The sequence below is a fragment of the Cryptosporangium japonicum genome (assembly GCF_039524755.1).
GTDB lineage: Bacteria > Actinomycetota > Actinomycetes > Mycobacteriales > Cryptosporangiaceae > Cryptosporangium > Cryptosporangium japonicum.
Genome location: NZ_BAAAGX010000025.1, coordinates 161,943 through 177,467, shown reverse-complemented (window position 1 = coordinate 177,467; position 15,525 = coordinate 161,943). Strand labels below are relative to the sequence as shown.

Here is a 15,525-nt window from a genome sequence, read left to right as displayed (position 1 = left end):
GGCTGGCAGCGCTACTGGCCGTGGGTCGGGGTCGCCGTCGGCGCCGTCGCTCTCCCACCGACCTGGTGGCTCGTCACGGGAGTCGCGGCCTTCGTCGCGCTCATCGGTTTCGCGCTCGTGGTCCCGGTGCCGTGCCGCTCGACGGTCGATGTCGACGTCGAACCGTGTGACGAATGGGGGCGCGGATTTCTCCGCGGCTGCCCGGCCCACGAACACGCCCAGCGGCACCATGACCTTCTCCTGGAGGCGTGGCGCCGAGGCGAGCGTCCGCACCACATCTGGAACGAGCGCTTGAAGACCTCCGCCCCGTGTGCGGTGGCGGGACGCGCACGGTCGGGCACGGGCTGCAGGCTCGGCGTCGGCGCCGAGGGGTCGTCGACGACGTACGCGTAGGTACGTGCCTTCCGCGCTTGATATCGGCCCGACCTCCACATGGGGCAGATCCAGTCGCGGTCGCTGAAAACCCGGCTGGCGGCCGCGTCGGGCGACCGGAACGCGGAGACCGGGTAGCGTACCGCGACTCGTCCGGCCCCAGCTCCGACCGCGGTTCTCAGCAGCACCGAGTACCGCGCGGCGGTGATTCCGGCCGGGTACGCGTTCAGGAAAAATTCGACGTGCTCGTCGTGGGTGTTGCCCGGCAACGTCGGGATCGCTGCCTGGCGGCCGGCGGCGAAGACCTCGGCCGGTCGGGCGGCGACGGCGTCGCCGGACGCACCGGCCACCGTGACGCGCTGCGGATCGCCGCCGAACCGCGCGATGTTGGCCCGGACCCAACGCAGCGCCGCGAGCTGATCCTGAAGGCCGTCGAACCGAGAATGGGCGAAGAAGCCGAGCGGCGGAGCGGCGTAGGGCACGCCCCGGAACCGGTGCACGCTGTCCACCTCGGTGCCCCGCACGCTTCCCGACGTCGTCACGACCACCGGGTCTCCGCCGGGCCGGCGGGCCGGGGCCTCGTCGGTGCAGCCGCTCAGCGTGGACAGGATCAACGTCAGAACGAGAGCGATTCGCCGAGTCATCGGTCGCGGTTGGTCCGCTGGGTCTTCGGCGCTCCCCAGGCCGCCGCGCCGAGTCCGACGACGACCGCCACGAGGTAGCAGGCCAGCCGGACCCAGAAGCCGCCCGGCACCCACCCCAGCAGTCCCGCGTCGTCGTGATCGACGACCAGCCGGATGGCGCCTTGCGCGCCGACGGCCACCAGAACCATGCCGACCACCAGACCGACCAATCGCTGCACGGTGCCATCTCCCGTCATTGATTCAGGTGTACCGATGACAGCAGTCGGCAGACCGGGCCAGCAATGCCGAAACCAGCAATACGTCACACGATCTGCTCGACTACGGTGGCCGGGTGCGTGACGAAACACAGTGCCGGGTGTGCCGGAGAACGCTGCGGCCGTCGGGACGGGGCCGTCGTCCGACGTACTGCTCGCGTGCGTGCCAGGCGCAGGCCTACCGATCGCGCAAGAACCCACCGGTACCGCCGCCCGCGCTCCCCGACCGGTCCGTTCACCACCACAAGTTCTTCGAGGCGGTCTGGCGGATCGCCGCCGAGCGAGGTCTGCGAGCGGTCACGATTCGCGCGGTCGCGGCGACGGCTGGGGTGACTCCCCGGGTGGTGCAGTACCAGTTCACCAGCAAACGCCATCTGCTCGTCAGCGCCTTGTACGCACTGCACCACGACAACGAGCGCCGAGCCAGGGCGCGAATAGCGGCATCGCGAAACGCGTCCGACCCGCGCGTTCTGCTCCGGGCCACTCTCGAGGAACTCCTTCCGCTCGACGAGCAGCGCCGCCGAAGCCTCCGAGTGATGACGGCCTATTACGCCTGGAGCCTCACCGACCCCGTGCTGGCCGCGGTATTCCTCCACGCCGAGACACCGTTGGAAGAACTGATCACCACGCTCATCACAGGGGCCGGCCCACGTCAGTCGATCGACCCGGCTCGCGAGGCGGATCTCCTGGTCAGCGGCGTCTCCGGGCTCGGGCTCGACCTGCTGCACGGCCGCCGGACCGCAGCGGACGTGCGGCGCACCGTCGATTACCACCTCGCCCGCATTCTGACGCCGCGGAGTCAACCCTGACGATCGTCCAATGCGGTTGCTGCCGTTCGACTCGGGTTCAGCGCCTTTCGTTTTCCTACTTTTCAACGCATGGAAATACGACGAACGATGGCTCGATCGGTGGCCGCGGCCGGGCTACTGGGAATCGCCGCGGCGGTGATCGGAGCGCTCTCCCCCGGCGGCGTGGGCCAGGTCGACGCGGTCGAGGTCACCAGCGGCGTCTCCGCGTCCGCGTACCGCTCGGTGGTGCATGTGGTCGCCGACGCACCGTCCGGGCTGGCGTCCGGTGTCGTCGCCGCCACCGAGGGCACGCTGCTGGTGCTCGGAGCGCTGTGGGCCTGGACGTGCTGGACCGCGGTGCGGCACCGTGACTCCCGGCTGGCCGGCGGCGTCGCGCTGATCGGCGTCGGTACCGTCGCCGCCTACCTGATCAGCGAGGCGATCAAGCTGATCGTGGACGAGGAGCGCCCCTGCCGCGCGCTGGGTGGCGATCCGCTCGCCGAGTGCCCGGCGGTCGGCGACTGGTCGTTCCCGAGCAACCACGCGACGCTGGCCGCCGGTCTCGCGGTCGGTCTGGCGATGTCGCGGCCCCGGCTCGCGGCGGTGACGTTGCCGCTGAGCGTCGTGGCTGCGGTGCTGCGTGTCGTGGCCGGGGTGCATTACCCGCACGACGTGCTGGCCGGTGCCGTCCTCGGTGCTGCCGTCGTGGCCGCCACGCTCCTGATCGGTCTTCCGGCCGCGCGGGTCGTCTGCGCGCCGGTCGTCCGGTGGCTCGCGTCACGGGTGGACCGACTGGTCGGCGAGGAGGCCGGATTCGTGCGCCACGACGGCCGCAGCCGCCCGGTTGTCCACACCCAACCGGGTCAGAATGGAACTCACGTGCGCTTTGACGGTGCCCTCGACCACGTGCAGGCGCCGGGCGATCTGCCCGTTGGACAGCCCGCCGCCGAGGCAGGCGAGCACGTCGCGTTCGCGCGCGGTGAGGGCACCCACCCGTTCCCTGGCCGCGGCGCGCCGACGGGCCGACGCCCCGGCGCCGGTCGCGGCGAGATGCGCGACGACCCGGGCCGTGATCCGCGGTGACAGGTAGGCGGCGCCGTCGGCCACCGCGCGGACACCGGCGATCAACTCCTCGGGCTCGCCGGACTTCACCAGGAAGCCGGCCGCACCGCCGCCCAGTGCCTGCAGGATGTTGTCGTCCTCGCCGAACGTGGTGAGGATGAGGACGCCGGTGGACGGTGCGATCCGACGTATCTCCGCGGCCGCCTTGATCCCGTCCAGCCGCGGCATCCGGATGTCGAGCACCGCCACCTCGGGCCGGTGACGGCGCACCAGTTCCACCGCGTCGTGACCGTCGGAGGCCTCGGCGACGACGTCGATGTCCAGCGCGGTGGCCAATACGGCACGGATGCCCGCGCGGATCATCGGCTCGTCGTCGGCGACGATCGTCCGGATCATCGGGGTCATGGGGTGAGCGCCTCCCGGGACGTCAGCCTGCCGCCGCGGAAGCAGAGCTGGTAGGCGTCGCCGGACCGATCGTCGAACCGGTCGGCGGTCATCGCGTAGTACTCGCACGTCGTTCCCGGTTGTCCCGGTTCGACGGCCGACGGCCGGTAGCGGGTCTGGCGGGCGGGCAGATAACGCTCCACCTCGGCGTGCGACTGCCCGACGCGGAGACGGGCGTAGTCCCCCGGATCCAGCACCGACCGGTACGCCGACAACGTCTGCCAGGCCATCAGCGCTCCGCTCAGTACCGCTCCGGTCACCAGCGGCACGAGAACGGCGAACGCCAGGGACCGGTGGCGCTCACGCGGCCGCTCCCGCACACCTCCGGCTTCCCGGGCGTCGTCGGCCGGCGGCGGTAGCGGTAACCCGGAGACGTGCGGCAGCCGCGCCGAGACGCGGAAGCCACCGTCGTCGGTCCGGCCGTACCCGAACGTGCCGCCGGCCAGCCGGACCCGTTCCTCCAGACCGATCAAGCCACGCCCACCGGCCACGGACGACCGACCGGCCCAGTGCGACGACGCGGGCGGGCCGTTGCGGACCTCGACCGCGGTCTCCGTCGCGGTCGAGGTGACCGAGACCGTCGTCTCCGCGCCCGGTGCGTGCCGCGCGACGTTCGTCAGCGCTTCCTGCACGACCCGGTAGGCCGCTCGTGCGATCGCGTCACCCACCTCGGCGGAACCCTCCTCGACGTGCAACGTGACCGGCAAACCCGACGCCGACGCCGCCGCGGTCAGGTCCGCGAGGCCGGAGCCGGACGGATGCGGATCATCGGTCTCGTCGTGCAGCACGCCGACCACCGCGCCGAGCCGTTCCACCGCGGTCGCCGCCCTGGCCCGGATCTCCGCCGCGGTCCGACGGTGAGCGTCGTCGAGACCGGGTGCGAGTTTCAACGCACCAGCCGACAGCGCGATCATGCTCAGGTCGTGGCCCAGCACGTCGTGCATGTCCTGCGCGATGCGGGCGCGCTCACGCAGCCGGGCCTGGGCCGCGACCAGACGCTGCTCGCTCTGCAACTGCTCGGCACGCGCCCAGCCCGCCGCGGCCAGGTCCTGGGACTGGCGCCAGAACCGGCCGGCGAACCAGGGCACCATCATCGCGACGACGACCGCCGCCACCAACCGGCTCCCCAGCCCGAGCCAGGCCGGTTCGAGCGAGAGCGTGACCACCCCCGCGGCCAGCACCGCGACCAGCGCGAGCACGGGCGGGCCGGTCGGCCCCGGCCGTCGCCCGGCCAGGAACGCCACGACCGCGGTCGGCACTCCCCACCCGGGATGCGTGATGGTCAGCATCCCGAACACGATCGCGGCGCCGGCCAGCAGCAGCTCCGCCCGTCGACTACGCGCGCTGTCCACGGGCGTGACGGTACTGATCGGCGCCGGGCCCTCCGCCACTGTCGAAAGTAGTGGTCACGTCACGACACCGAGGAATTCCTCGAGCTCGGAGTTGATCAGTTCGGCCAGGGTCCGGCGGTTGGCGGGCTGGTTCCACTGGTTGCGCGCGACGAAGAACACCGCGACCGCGGCCCAGGCGGCGACGACCGCGGCCGATTCGCCCGTACCGCGGTCGCGGAGCGCGGCCGCGATCTTCTCCGCCAGAGTCGCGCGTTTGACCAGTTCCCGTTCCCGGAGTTCGGGGCTCGCGGCCAGCACGCGGCCGAACAGTTCCGCGCCCTCGCGGTACTGCTCGTAGAACGTGTCGGCGGCCGCGGCGAGCCCGGCGGCGGCGGCCCGCATCGGGTCCACGGTCTCCGGTTGGGCGCGGATCGCGGAGACGAGGAGTTCCTCGGAAGCGTCCTGGCCGGCGAAGACGACCTCACGCTTGTCGGCGAAGTGATGGAAGAACGTACGCCGGTTCAGGCCGGCCCGCTCGGCGATCTGAGCGACGGTCGTGTTCTCGAAACCCTGCTCGTCGAAGAGCGTCATCGCCGCGTCGCGCAGGCGATCCGACGCCCCGGGTTCCCACCTCGCCATGGCGACAGCCTACTGATTGCACTCAGTGGCATCGCGTCGTACGGTGATGCCACTGAGTGCAATCAACCTGAGTCTCTGATCGGAGCCCTACCCATGGCCGACTTCACCGCCGCCGACCTCCCCGCCTCGGACGGCCGGACCGCGCTCGTCACCGGCGCCAACTCCGGCGTCGGGCTGGCCACCGCGCGCGCGTTGGCTCGCGCCGGAGCGCACGTGGTGCTCGCCGTGCGAAATCTCGACCGGGGAAAGGCCGCCGCCCAGACGATTACCGGCGACACCGAGGTCCGCGAGCTCGACCTCGCCGATCTCTCGTCCGTGCGCGCGTTCGCCGACGCGTGGTCGGGCCCGATCGACCTGCTCGTCAACAACGCCGGCATCTCGGTGCCGGAACTGCGCCACACCGTCGACGGTTTCGAGCTGCAGTTCGGCACCAACCACCTGGGGCCGTTCGCGCTGACCAACCTGCTGCTCGGGCACGTCACCGGCCGGATCGTGACCGTGTCGTCGCAGGCCGAGCGGATGGGCCGCCTCGACCTCGACGACCTCGGCTACGACCGCCGCCCCTACCGGGAGTCGCAGGCGTACGGGCGGTCGAAGCTGGCCAACCTGCTGTTCACCGCCGAACTGCAGCGCCGCCTGGACGCCGTCGGATCGTCAGTGCGCGCCCTCGCCGCCCACCCGGGTCTCGTGCGGAGCGAGATCTACGCCCAGTCCAGCGCGTTGACCAGGCTGATCGTCCGTGCGTTCGGGCAGAGCCCGGAGCAGGGCGCACTGCCGGTCCTCTACGCCGCCGTCGCCGACCTCCCCGGCGACAGCTTCACCGGGCCGAGCCGGCTGGCGCACATGCGCGGAGCGCCCGAACTGATCAATCGATCCGCGGTCGCCCGGGACGAAAAGCTGGCCGAGCGGCTCTGGTCGACCTCGGAGCAACTCACCGGCGTGCGTTTCCCGCTGACCTGACCGACGCTTGTGTCGGGCGAACTCGCCAGACCCCGGGTCTCCGGTTCAGGCGCGTTCCGGAACCGACGCGACCGGGCGGACTGCCGCGAACTGCGTGTGTTCGTAGCGGGTGGCCGCGAGCAGCAGCAACCATTCGTCGCAGCCCTGCCACGGGTAGACGTCGGCCGCGCCGCCGCGAACCGTCCGTGTGCCGTCGCCGGTTCGAGGGCGGGCATCCGCCGGGGCGCCCGCGAACCCGGGGATCCACACGTCGGCGCAGACTTCGCCCGCCGAACCCAGGGCAGCCAGCCCGAACGCGTTCTCGACGGCCGCGGTGCGCTGCTCGTCACCGAAGTCGTCGAGTAGTTGATCCGCACCGGGTTTGTCGTCTCCGCGGAACGTCAAGGTAGTCGTGCCCGCCCGGGCGGCGTACTCCCACTCGGCCTCGCTGGGGAGCCGGAAAGGCAGGGCGTCGAGCAGATCGTCCAGGTCGTCCTCGAGCCGCGCCGTCTGGGAACTGCGGTCGGCGTACTCGTCCTCGTACTCGGGTAACCAGTGCTGGACCTGTGCGACCGTCAGCGGATGCCGGGCGATCAAGAACGGTTCGACGCGCACCTCGCGGACCGGTTGGGCGTCCACCGCCCCGGCGAAGAACGGCTCCAGAGTGTCCTCGGCCCCTCCGCTGCGCTCGATCGCGCGCACCGCTGCCACTTCGGCCTCGGACAGGCCCATGCGGTAGGTGCCACCCGGCACCTCCCGGAAGGTCAGGTTGGAAGGCGTATGCCGCCAAGCCGGCCGACCGGCCACGATCTGTTCAACCCACTCGGACACAGCAGCGGACGGTAGCAGCTACCTCCCGCGTTCCCGTACGACACCGCTCACGGGCACCGAGCACAGTAGACAACACCGTTTACGATCACCCCCGCTCAACCGAGTAGGCCCTTCGCCGTCGGGCGCTGGGCCGCAGCTCCGGAAACATGGGGACGAATTTGAAGCTCTCTCGACGCTGGCTGACGCGAACGTCCGTGGCCCTCGTAACGCTCGTAGCCGCCCTGGTGGGTGTGGCGCAATCACCTGCGGCAGCGGCCTCGCTCGGCCCTTACCAGATCTTCCCGGCGTCTCCCGATCCGGTCAAATGCCTGGACGTTCCCAATGGATCGACGGATAACGGCGAGAGCATCATCATCTACACCTGCGACCGGCTGAAAGAAAACCAGCAATGGTACTTCGACGAGGTGTCGACCGGAGTCTGGGAAATACGCAACCGGGAGACCAACAAGTGCATGGTGGTGAAGGGCGCTTCCACCGCCTCCGGCGCGGCGATCATTCAGTACACCTGTAACGGAACCTCCAACTCGTGGTGGCGCACCGACTACGTGCGGGACGCCGGAGGCGGCCTCGGCTGGTACAAGATCCGCAACGCGAAAAGCAACCTCTGCATCGCGGTGAAGGGCGCCGGGACGGCCAATAAGACCACGCTGGTCCAATATGCCTGCAACGGAACGCTCAACGGGCAGTTCACCTGGAACTACCCCTTCCCGTAAACGCGCCGTCCCGCCGGCGGCCGTTCCGAGGTGGACGGCCGCTCGGCGGCGGATGATCACCGAACCCCCTTTACAACCGCCCTCGTCACCATCATCATCATGACGTCTCGTCCTCGACCTGACCTCATGTGAAATGAAGCTGACTGTGTCGCATTTCTCGAGTTCTGGAACGGAGGCTGTTCCGCCGGTGGGCCGATGAGCCACCCTGGCGCGGAACAGTCCGCGATCCTCCCTCTCCCGCACGCCCTGGCCCTGAGTTCCGGCCGACGATTCGGCGTGCCCCGATCATTGATCGACGCCGCCCGAGTCCGCCAGGCCGTCGGCGACTGGCGTGGTGCCTGCGCCGCCGCAGGCTACGGCGTCCGCATCGATTTTGATTCCATCCACCGCCGGTATGGCGCTGCCACCGCCGGCACGATCCGTACCGACCTGCGTCATCTGGTGCCTGATCTGCTGCGCTGGCACCTGCCGCGGTACGCCCACGGCGCCGGGCGTCTGCGAGCCGGCGCGATGATCCCGCTCGCCGATTACGGCGACGGCCGGCTGACGCTGGCCGCGCTCACTCCGCAGTGGGCCTTGGACGCCGGCGAGCGAGTGGTGCTCACGGTCCTTCCCACGGTCGGTTGGGACCGAACCGGCGATCCGCTGTCGGCGGGGCTACGCCTCGGCCGGGTTCGCCGTCAGCGGCTGGTTGCGCCCCGCTTCCAGTGGGACGCCCGGGTTGCCCACGAGCTGCCTGTCCCTCCGGGCGCCGATTCCCTGGTCACCCGACTGCAGGACCTGGGCGACGCCGAAGCCGCTTGGGGCGCCGCCGGCATTCCGCTGGCGTTGCCCCGGCTCTGCCCCGAGCGCGGACACCGACGGCTGGCCTCGGCGCCCGTGCACCTCGCCGGTCTGGCATCGCGGGCCTCACACGCCTGTCCGGGCGCCGACCGGGTGGCGCTTCACCTCGGCGGCGGCTGGACGATCGTCCTGTCCACGGCGCCCCCGGTCTCGGCCCAGCTGGTCGAGGCCGCCGAAGCCGGAGGGATCCCGGTGCTGCCGGACGCCGTGTGGTCCCGACCGATCGACGCCGACCTCATCCGGCTGGGGTACCTGGCCACCGGTGACCTGCATCCGCTGGTCGCCGACGCGCTCGGGTGCCCGCCGGCTGGGTCCGCGACGTCAGCGGAGCCCGACCGGATCGCGGTCCGCTGCGGCACGTCGGTGCACTGGCTGGTCCGTTCCGACGGCCGGATACGTCCGCTCGACCACAGCACCGCCGAGTTGGACCGAGAGCGCGCACTCGCGCTCCTCGGTGGCCCGGTCTGCGGGTGCCTGGCCACGATCACGCGGCTGTTCAGCGACCCCGACCTCGTCTCCGACGTCGATCTTCACTTGCAGCACGGCCAAGTCGCACTGGCCGCCGCTGCCGTCGCCCGACGCCTCGGGTCGGAGACCCGGCTCGACGCCATCGTGCTGCCCGGCAATCGCCAGGCACACGCGGTGCTGGCCCAACTCCACGAGGCGCTCCACCGCTACTCCCGCACTCTCGTCGGTATCCCCCCGTTCGACGACCGCTGTCCCGCATCACCTCGCCCGAGCCTTGCCCGACGCCGCCGGCACCGAAAGGGGGACCCGGCCCGACACCACCAGGTGATCCGATGACACTTCCGTCCTTCACCGACAGCCCCTCGGCTATCGACAGCACAATGGCTTCCCGCGACCCGCTGGCCACCGCGGACGAGCTGATCGACCGCCTCCGCACCACCACGACCGTTCCGGATGACGACCCGCACCTGGCGGCGCTGGCGTTGGCGACCCTGGCCAACCTGCCGGTGCTGCTCTGGGGACAGCCCGGCATCGGCAAGTCGTCGGCGATCGAGCAACTCGCCGCCGACCTCGAGGTTCCGCTGGAGACGGTGATCGCCAGCGTGCACGAGCCCTCCGACTTCGCCGGTCTGCCGATCGTCGGCCCGGACCCGGCCCGGAACGGCATCCCGATGGCGCCACCGGACTGGGCGGTGCGGCTCCGCGGCACCGGCCGCGGACTGCTCTTCCTCGACGAGCTGTCGTCCGCACCGCCCGCGGTTCAGGCCGCGCTGCTGCGGGTCGTGCTGGAACGCCGGGTCGGCAGCCTGGTGCTGCCGCCGTCGGTCCGGATCGTGGCCGCCGCCAACCCGGCCGACACCGCGGCCGACGGCTGGCAGCTGGCCGCTCCGCTCGCGAATCGGTTCGTGCACCTACCCTGGCTGCACGACCCGCGGATCGTCGTCCGCGGCCTGGGCGGGCAGTGGCCGCACGTCCGACCGCCGGAACTGGCGCCCGACCGGCTCGCGGGCGCGCTGCACCGGGCGCGCCGGATCGTCTGCGACTTCCTCACCGCCCGCCCCGACTACGTCCACCGGTTGCCGGCCCGCGGCGCGGCCCGCGGCGGCGCCTGGCCATCGCCGCGCACCTGGGAGATGGCGATGCGCCTGATGGCGTTCGCGTTCGCGTCGGACGCCGACGCGGACGCGCTCGCGATCGTCGTCCGCGGCGCGGTCGGTGACGGCGCCGGCCTGGAGCTGCTCGCCTATCTCGAGCGCTCCGACCTGCCCGACCCGGAGGACGTGCTGCGCGACCCGACCGGTTTCCCGCCGCCGAACCGCGGGGATCTGGTGCACGCGCTGCTCACCGCCATGGTCGACGCGGTCCGCCGGCGTCCCAGCCGGGCCCGCTGGGACGCCGGCTGGACGGTACTGGCCCGGCTGGCCGTCGCACACCCCGCCGACGTGTTGGTCTCCCCCGCGATGGAACTAGCCGCGCTCCGGGAACCGACCTGGTCGTTGCCGACCGCTTTGGACGGGCTGGCGCCGGTGCTCGACCTGCTGGTGATCGCCCGATGAACGCACTAACCGTTACCGAGCCCGACGTTCTCGACCTGCCGAAACTGTTGGCCGCCCGCCATCGGGCCGCTGTCGCCGAGCCGTACCTGTCCGCGGCGCTGTTCTCGATGACCGTGGTCAGCGACCGGAGCGTGCTGACGATGGCGGTCGACCGGTATTGGCGCTGCTACGCCAGTCCCGCGTTCGTCGCCGCCACGCCGGTCGCCGAGCTGGCCGGCGTCTGGCTGCACGAGGTGGCGCACCTGCTCCGCGATCACCACGGCCGGGCCAGGCGGCTGCTGGAGCGCAGCCGCGCGGCCGCAGACGCCGGCCGGCCGGTCCGACCGGTGTTCGACCCCGATCAACCGCACCGCGAGCAGCTCCGGATGAACCTGGCGATGGACTGCGAAATCAACGACGAGTTCATCGCCACCGAGGACGTGAAGCTGCCGCCCGGCGCCGTGACGCCGCGGCGGCTCAAGCTCCAGCAGTCCGCGCTGTTCGAGCAGTACCTCGAACAATTGCCCGTCTCCGTGCTGCACGGCCGTATGAACTGGTTGGACTGTGGGTCCGGCGCGCATGACGGCTCCGCGCCCTGGGAGCTGGGCCCGGACGGCGCGCACCCACTGTCCCCAGCCCAGGCCGACGCGATCCGGTACCGGGTCGCCCAGCAGATCCGCCGGTCCGCCGGCCGGGTGTCCCGCGGCTGGCGACGCTGGGCCGACGGCGTCGGCGAACCGACGCTGGACTGGCGTCGTTTGCTGCACGCGCTGATCCGGCGGGGTCTGCACCACTCCACGGGACCGGCCGACTACGCCTACCGCCGCCCCGCCCGGCGCGCGGCGGCGCTGGCCGGCACCGTCGTGATGCCCAGCCTGGTCGCACCGCAGCCGACGGTCGCGGTCGTGATCGACACCTCCGGGTCGGTGGCCGATACCGAGCTCGGCGAGGCACTCAGCGAGACCACCGGCATCATCAAGGCCGGCGGTACAGCCGGTCGGCGGGTGACGGTCTACAGCTGCGACGCTGCGGTGCAAACCGCCGAAGACGTCTGCACCGCCGAGCAGGTGACGCTGATGGGCGGTGGCGGCACGGACCTCCGCCAGGGCATCACCCGGGCGCTGGCCGCCAACCCGCGTCCGGATCTGGTCGTCGTGCTCACCGACGGTCACACCCCGTGGCCGGACGAGCAGCCGGGCGCACGAGTGGTCGCCGGGCTGTTCGGGCCGGAACCGGAGCTGGACGAGCGAGGGCGTTGGCGCCCGCCCCGACCACCGGACTGGGTGGAGACGGTCCGCCTCGGCGAACCGGGTTGAGCCTCGGCGCGAGCGGCGGCGAGAGCCGGCCGTGTCAACGTTCGGCCTGATCAAGGCCACCGGTGCGGCCACCGCCCTCGGGCACTGCTCGTCGGTCATCAGAACGAACTCCGGTGCACGCAGTTCGCGGGAGCCGGTACCGGCGTCGCTTCGCTGGCCTGAACTGGAACCGATGCGCGCCGCCCACATCCGCCGCGGCCGCGGCCTGACCGGCGCTCGGTCGTGAGGTGCGGCCAAGAGAGGATCGCCGATGCCCATGAGCCTGCCTGCGGATGAAGCGGCGGGTGGCCGGCCGCCGGCGACTACCGTCGCGACGCGCATCGACGCGCAAGCCGTGCGCGTCGCCGTGGCCGGCGATCTGGATCGAACCTCCGCCGCGACGCTGACTCTGGCCGTTGAACGCCTCGTGCGCGACACTGCGTTGGCGTCGATCGTTCTGGACCTGACCGATCTGCGGTTCGTCGACGCCAGCGGTGCCCGCGCCTTGCCGGAGGCCCGAGCGACCTGCTCTGCCGTGAACGGCGCCTCCACGTGACCAACCTGCTGCCATCCGTACTCCGTGTGCTGCAGATCGTCGGCCTCACCGACCTGGCGGCACCGACACGGATGCGCCCTCGACCGCACGTGCTCGGTATCTCGCTGATCGATGAGGCGGTCCCACTCCGCAGTCGGCAACGACGCAGACAACCCGGACGGCGAAGCGATTAAGCAGAAAACGACGTGGCCCGGCGCTTCGTTTTGAGGGGCGGGTACGCGCGGGGCGCCATGGTGGAGTGGAGGAATCATCAGCTTCTCAGCGTGCCGAGATGCTCGGACAGCGCGCCTCGCAAGCCCATGCGCGAGCAAAGCGGCGCCGGAGGGTGGCTGAATTGCACGGCCGGTTCGCGGCGTCTGCTCAAGCTGATGCGGATCATGCCCGCGCCCGACTCGAGGACCGACTCCGCGAACGCTCGTTCCTGAAGGAAGAATCCGCCGTCGCGAACAAGAGTTCCGATCAAAACTCATCCACGGCATAGCCGGTCACGCCGTCACCCGAGGCTTCGCACGAGGAGTTCACGAAAAGTCACGAGCTTCGCTCAGCCACTCGTCCGACGCCAGGTGCGTGCGTGTAGACCCCGCGATCACCCAGACCGCGTCCTGGTTCAACGGCGGAGGTCGAAAGCGTCCCGACGGCCCCGGCAGGGTCAGCGGTCGTGCAGGCTGCTGCTGGGCAGGACACCATAGGTCTGCCGGTAGATGGCGGCGAAGCGGCTGTGGTCGGCGAAGCCGTACCGCGCGGCGATGGCGCCCACGGTGGTGTCGCGGGGGTTGGCGGCGAGCAAGGCCCGGTGGGCGTGGTCGAGGCGGACCCGGCGCAGGTATGCCATCGGGGTCGTGCTCAAGTGACGCCGGAACGCCAACTGCACCGCGCGAGGCGTGACGCAGGCGGCCCGGGCGATGTCGGCGACCGCGAGGTCGAGGTCGGGATTCGCCTCGAGGTAGGCGACGGCTCGGCGCAGGGTGGCGGGATGGGCGTCCAGCCGGTCGGCGGGGGTCGTCTCCGGCACGAGGGTGTTCGGGAAGACGGTCACGGCGGTTGCGGCGAGCAGCCGTGCCGCCGATCCGAGCAGCAGCGGTGACGCCGCCGCCTCGGGTTCTCCGAGCAGGTCCTCGACGAAGCGGGTGACCTGCCGCCACCGCGCAGCATCCCTGGGAGTGGCCTGCGTGGCGGTGAATCGCCAGGGCGTGTTCTCGGCGGACGTGCCTGCGGCCACGTCCAGGACCAGCGACTGCCGAAGGGTGACGCTGAACGTACCGGCGTCCAGCATCCTGACGCTGGCCTCCCAGCTGGTGTCCCGGGAAGCCTTCAGCTGCAGCCGGCCGCCGAAGAGGTTGTCGATGAGCTCTCGCGCCTCACGCGGGTCGGACGTGGCGTACTCATGCCGCCGTACGGCCCCGGGTGTGGGTGTTTTCAGGCCGCCGTCCTTTCCCGCTCGTGGGGCCGAGTCCAATCAGGTGCGCAGAGTGTGACCCGGTAGGACGCCGAACGCAGCCCGGTCCGCGGCGGCCAACCGGCCGGGATTGCCGAAGCGCGAGTGCCGGCGATGCCGGTGACGGTGCGGCCGCCGGTCTGGGAGCCCGACACGGTGCTCGTAGCCGGTGGGGGTGGTGTCGTGGTCTGCGGCTTGCCCATCGGAAGGTCACGGTTTTCTCAGGTGTGCAGGGTGTGGCGGGGCAGGCAGTCGAAGGTTCGACGGTAGTCGGCAGCGAACCGGCCGAGGTCGGTGAATCCCCACTTGCGGGCGATGGCGGCGACGGTGACGCCGGTAGTGGGGTCGGCGGCTCGCAGGTCTCGGTGGGCGTGTTCGAGCCGGACCCGGCGCAGGTAACCCAGCGGGGTGGTGTCCAGGTGCCGGCGGAACCCGGCTTGCAGCGCGCGGACGCTGACCCCGGCGGCGGCGGCGATGTCCTCGGAGGTGACCGGCTGGTCGGCGTGCGCGTCGATGTAGGCGACCGCCCGGCGCACCGTCGCCGGTGGCACCCGGCCCGGACCGGCAATGTAGTCCACGGTCATGGTGGTGTTCGGGAACACGCTCAGCGCGGTGGCGGCCGCGATGTCGATCGCCGCGCTGAGCAGCAGCGCGGGCACGTTTTCGCCCGCGGTGGCCAGCATCCGGTTGAGGTGGGTGTGGGTGGCCAGCCAGAGCCGGGTCGCCGCGGGCGACACGGCGGTCATCGCGTCGAACCGGAAATCGGCTGGTGCGACGCCGAACTGGTCGGCGAGCCGGGTCACTGCCTCGGCCGGGAACTGCGCCACCTCGTAGGCCGACCAGTCCTGCACCATGTCGAGACCCGTTTGGGGCAACAACAGCGCCTCACCACCGGCTACCTCGCAGCGCTGCCGCCCGGTCGACACGTCGAGACCGCCACCGCGCATGCTGATGATCAGGACACTGTCGTGCGGATCGGCGGTGATCGCCATGCACGCCTGATAACTGACCCGGTCGACGCTCAGCGCACCGGCGGCCGCGAACTCCGACCGGAAACCGAACCTGCGGGCATCTCCCCGCACATGGGGAACGTGATCGGCGTATCGCTGACTGAGCATCTCCCGAACCCAGTCCAGGTCACCGGAGTCCACCGCGGCACGCTCGATCGGCAGGTGAGACGCCGGCGCGGCCATGCGTCCTCCCTTCGCCCGGCGACCCTCGATACGCGTGGGGCGTCACGGCTGCGCGTTCAACGAACCTCACCATCGGCCTGGAGCGCCGCGAACGTCAACCCCGAGATCGCTTGAACGGATGGACGACCTCGAGACCCCACGCCAACGCGCAGAAGCGGTGGCGAGCCGAGGAGATGCCGGGCC

Annotated in this window: 15 protein-coding genes and 1 pseudogene; 8 read left to right on the top strand and 8 right to left on the bottom strand. The window is 71.1% G+C overall.

Translation table 11 applies throughout. The features are described 5' to 3' along the window. Positions 1–11: 11 nt before the first annotated feature. Both ABD437_RS43130 and ABD437_RS30525 read right to left on the bottom strand, forming a co-directional pair. On the bottom strand, positions 12–1,016 hold the full coding sequence (locus tag ABD437_RS43130; protein WP_425558282.1) for a carboxylesterase family protein: 1,005 nt from the start codon (positions 1,014–1,016) through the stop codon (positions 12–14). Continuing rightward, positions 1,013–1,252 (bottom strand): hypothetical protein, encoded by a 240-nt coding sequence (locus tag ABD437_RS30525; protein ID WP_344652391.1) that lies wholly within the window; start codon positions 1,250–1,252, stop codon positions 1,013–1,015. The genes ABD437_RS43130 and ABD437_RS30525 overlap by 4 nt, the downstream gene beginning before the upstream one ends. A gap of 95 nt (positions 1,253–1,347) precedes the next feature. Between ABD437_RS30525 and ABD437_RS30520 the strand changes: the two genes are divergently transcribed. After that, a complete protein-coding gene (locus ABD437_RS30520; protein WP_344652390.1) occupies positions 1,348–2,079 on the top strand; it encodes a TetR/AcrR family transcriptional regulator in 732 nt (243 codons plus the stop codon). A 69-nt stretch (positions 2,080–2,148) separates the two neighbouring features. Next, a pseudogene (locus tag ABD437_RS30510) lies at positions 2,149–2,826 on the top strand (phosphatase PAP2 family protein); the annotation flags it as partial. Positions 2,827–2,835: 9 nt separating this feature from the next. Here the strand turns inward: ABD437_RS30510 and ABD437_RS30505 are convergent. The 3 genes from ABD437_RS30505 to ABD437_RS30495 are packed head-to-tail and all read right to left on the bottom strand — an operon-like array spanning position 2,836 to position 5,534. Then, the gene (locus ABD437_RS30505) at positions 2,836–3,516 is read right to left on the bottom strand and encodes a response regulator (RefSeq protein ID WP_344652451.1); all 681 of its coding nucleotides are present in this window, start codon (positions 3,514–3,516) and stop codon (positions 2,836–2,838) included. 5 nt (positions 3,517–3,521) lie between these two features. Next, positions 3,522–4,916, bottom strand: a complete 1,395-nt coding sequence (locus tag ABD437_RS30500; RefSeq protein WP_344652389.1) for a sensor histidine kinase — start codon at positions 4,914–4,916, stop codon at positions 3,522–3,524. A 54-nt stretch (positions 4,917–4,970) separates the two neighbouring features. Continuing rightward, positions 4,971–5,534, bottom strand: coding sequence for a TetR/AcrR family transcriptional regulator (locus ABD437_RS30495; protein WP_344652388.1), 564 nt, complete (start codon positions 5,532–5,534; stop codon positions 4,971–4,973). 93 nt (positions 5,535–5,627) lie between these two features. Here ABD437_RS30495 and ABD437_RS30490 point away from each other — a divergent pair, with 93 nt between their 5' ends. Further along, the gene (locus ABD437_RS30490; RefSeq protein WP_344652387.1) at positions 5,628–6,494 is read left to right on the top strand and encodes an oxidoreductase; all 867 of its coding nucleotides are present in this window, start codon (positions 5,628–5,630) and stop codon (positions 6,492–6,494) included. Between the two features lie 45 nt (positions 6,495–6,539). On the opposite strand, the gene ABD437_RS30485 is transcribed toward ABD437_RS30490, so the two are convergent. Beyond that, on the bottom strand, positions 6,540–7,205 hold the full coding sequence (locus tag ABD437_RS30485) for a formylglycine-generating enzyme family protein (protein WP_344652450.1): 666 nt from the start codon (positions 7,203–7,205) through the stop codon (positions 6,540–6,542). A gap of 293 nt (positions 7,206–7,498) precedes the next feature. Between ABD437_RS30485 and ABD437_RS30480 the strand changes: the two genes are divergently transcribed. The 5 genes from ABD437_RS30480 to ABD437_RS30460 all read left to right on the top strand — a co-directional run bounded on the left by ABD437_RS30480 (position 7,499) and on the right by ABD437_RS30460 (position 12,714). Next, complete coding sequence (locus ABD437_RS30480) at positions 7,499–8,017, top strand: RICIN domain-containing protein (protein WP_344652386.1); 519 nt, start codon at positions 7,499–7,501, stop codon at positions 8,015–8,017. A 276-nt stretch (positions 8,018–8,293) separates the two neighbouring features. Continuing rightward, positions 8,294–9,664, top strand: a complete 1,371-nt coding sequence (locus ABD437_RS30475) for a hypothetical protein (RefSeq protein ID WP_344652385.1) — start codon at positions 8,294–8,296, stop codon at positions 9,662–9,664. 44 nt (positions 9,665–9,708) lie between these two features. Next, entirely contained in the window at positions 9,709–10,884 is a 1,176-nt protein-coding gene (locus ABD437_RS30470; RefSeq protein WP_344652384.1) for an AAA family ATPase, read from the top strand. Further along, positions 10,881–12,179, top strand: a complete 1,299-nt coding sequence (locus ABD437_RS30465; protein ID WP_344652383.1) for a vWA domain-containing protein — start codon at positions 10,881–10,883, stop codon at positions 12,177–12,179. The genes ABD437_RS30470 and ABD437_RS30465 overlap by 4 nt, the downstream gene beginning before the upstream one ends. Positions 12,180–12,429: 250 nt before the next feature. After that, positions 12,430–12,714, top strand: a complete 285-nt coding sequence (locus ABD437_RS30460; protein ID WP_344652382.1) for an STAS domain-containing protein — start codon at positions 12,430–12,432, stop codon at positions 12,712–12,714. A gap of 649 nt (positions 12,715–13,363) precedes the next feature. Here the strand turns inward: ABD437_RS30460 and ABD437_RS30455 are convergent. Both ABD437_RS30455 and ABD437_RS30450 read right to left on the bottom strand, forming a co-directional pair. Beyond that, on the bottom strand, positions 13,364–13,987 hold the full coding sequence (locus tag ABD437_RS30455; protein ID WP_344652381.1) for a helix-turn-helix transcriptional regulator: 624 nt from the start codon (positions 13,985–13,987) through the stop codon (positions 13,364–13,366). Positions 13,988–14,370: 383 nt separating this feature from the next. Then, positions 14,371–15,342, bottom strand: a complete 972-nt coding sequence (locus ABD437_RS30450; protein WP_344652380.1) for an AraC family transcriptional regulator — start codon at positions 15,340–15,342, stop codon at positions 14,371–14,373. Positions 15,343–15,525 lie beyond the last annotated feature (183 nt).

Bases quoted from the DNA above. Each gene is read 5' to 3' on its own strand.
- ABD437_RS30525 (WP_344652391.1), bottom strand. From the start codon at position 1,252: ATGACGGGAGATGGCACCGTGCAGCGATTGGTCGGTCTGGTGGTCGGC.
- ABD437_RS30495 (WP_344652388.1), bottom strand. From the start codon at position 5,534: ATGGCGAGGTGGGAACCCGGGGCGTCGGATCGCCTGCGCGACGCGGCG.
- ABD437_RS30450 (WP_344652380.1), bottom strand. From the start codon at position 15,342: ATGGCCGCGCCGGCGTCTCACCTGCCGATCGAGCGTGCCGCGGTGGAC.
- ABD437_RS30455 (WP_344652381.1), bottom strand. From the start codon at position 13,987: ATGCTGGACGCCGGTACGTTCAGCGTCACCCTTCGGCAGTCGCTGGTC.
- ABD437_RS30465 (WP_344652383.1), top strand. From the start codon at position 10,881: ATGAACGCACTAACCGTTACCGAGCCCGACGTTCTCGACCTGCCGAAA.
- ABD437_RS30490 (WP_344652387.1), top strand. From the start codon at position 5,628: ATGGCCGACTTCACCGCCGCCGACCTCCCCGCCTCGGACGGCCGGACC.
- ABD437_RS30505 (WP_344652451.1), bottom strand. From the start codon at position 3,516: ATGATCCGGACGATCGTCGCCGACGACGAGCCGATGATCCGCGCGGGC.
- ABD437_RS30470 (WP_344652384.1), top strand. From the start codon at position 9,709: ATGGCTTCCCGCGACCCGCTGGCCACCGCGGACGAGCTGATCGACCGC.
- ABD437_RS30485 (WP_344652450.1), bottom strand. From the start codon at position 7,205: ATGGGCCTGTCCGAGGCCGAAGTGGCAGCGGTGCGCGCGATCGAGCGC.
- ABD437_RS30460 (WP_344652382.1), top strand. From the start codon at position 12,430: ATGCCCATGAGCCTGCCTGCGGATGAAGCGGCGGGTGGCCGGCCGCCG.
- ABD437_RS43130 (WP_425558282.1), bottom strand. From the start codon at position 1,016: ATGACTCGGCGAATCGCTCTCGTTCTGACGTTGATCCTGTCCACGCTG.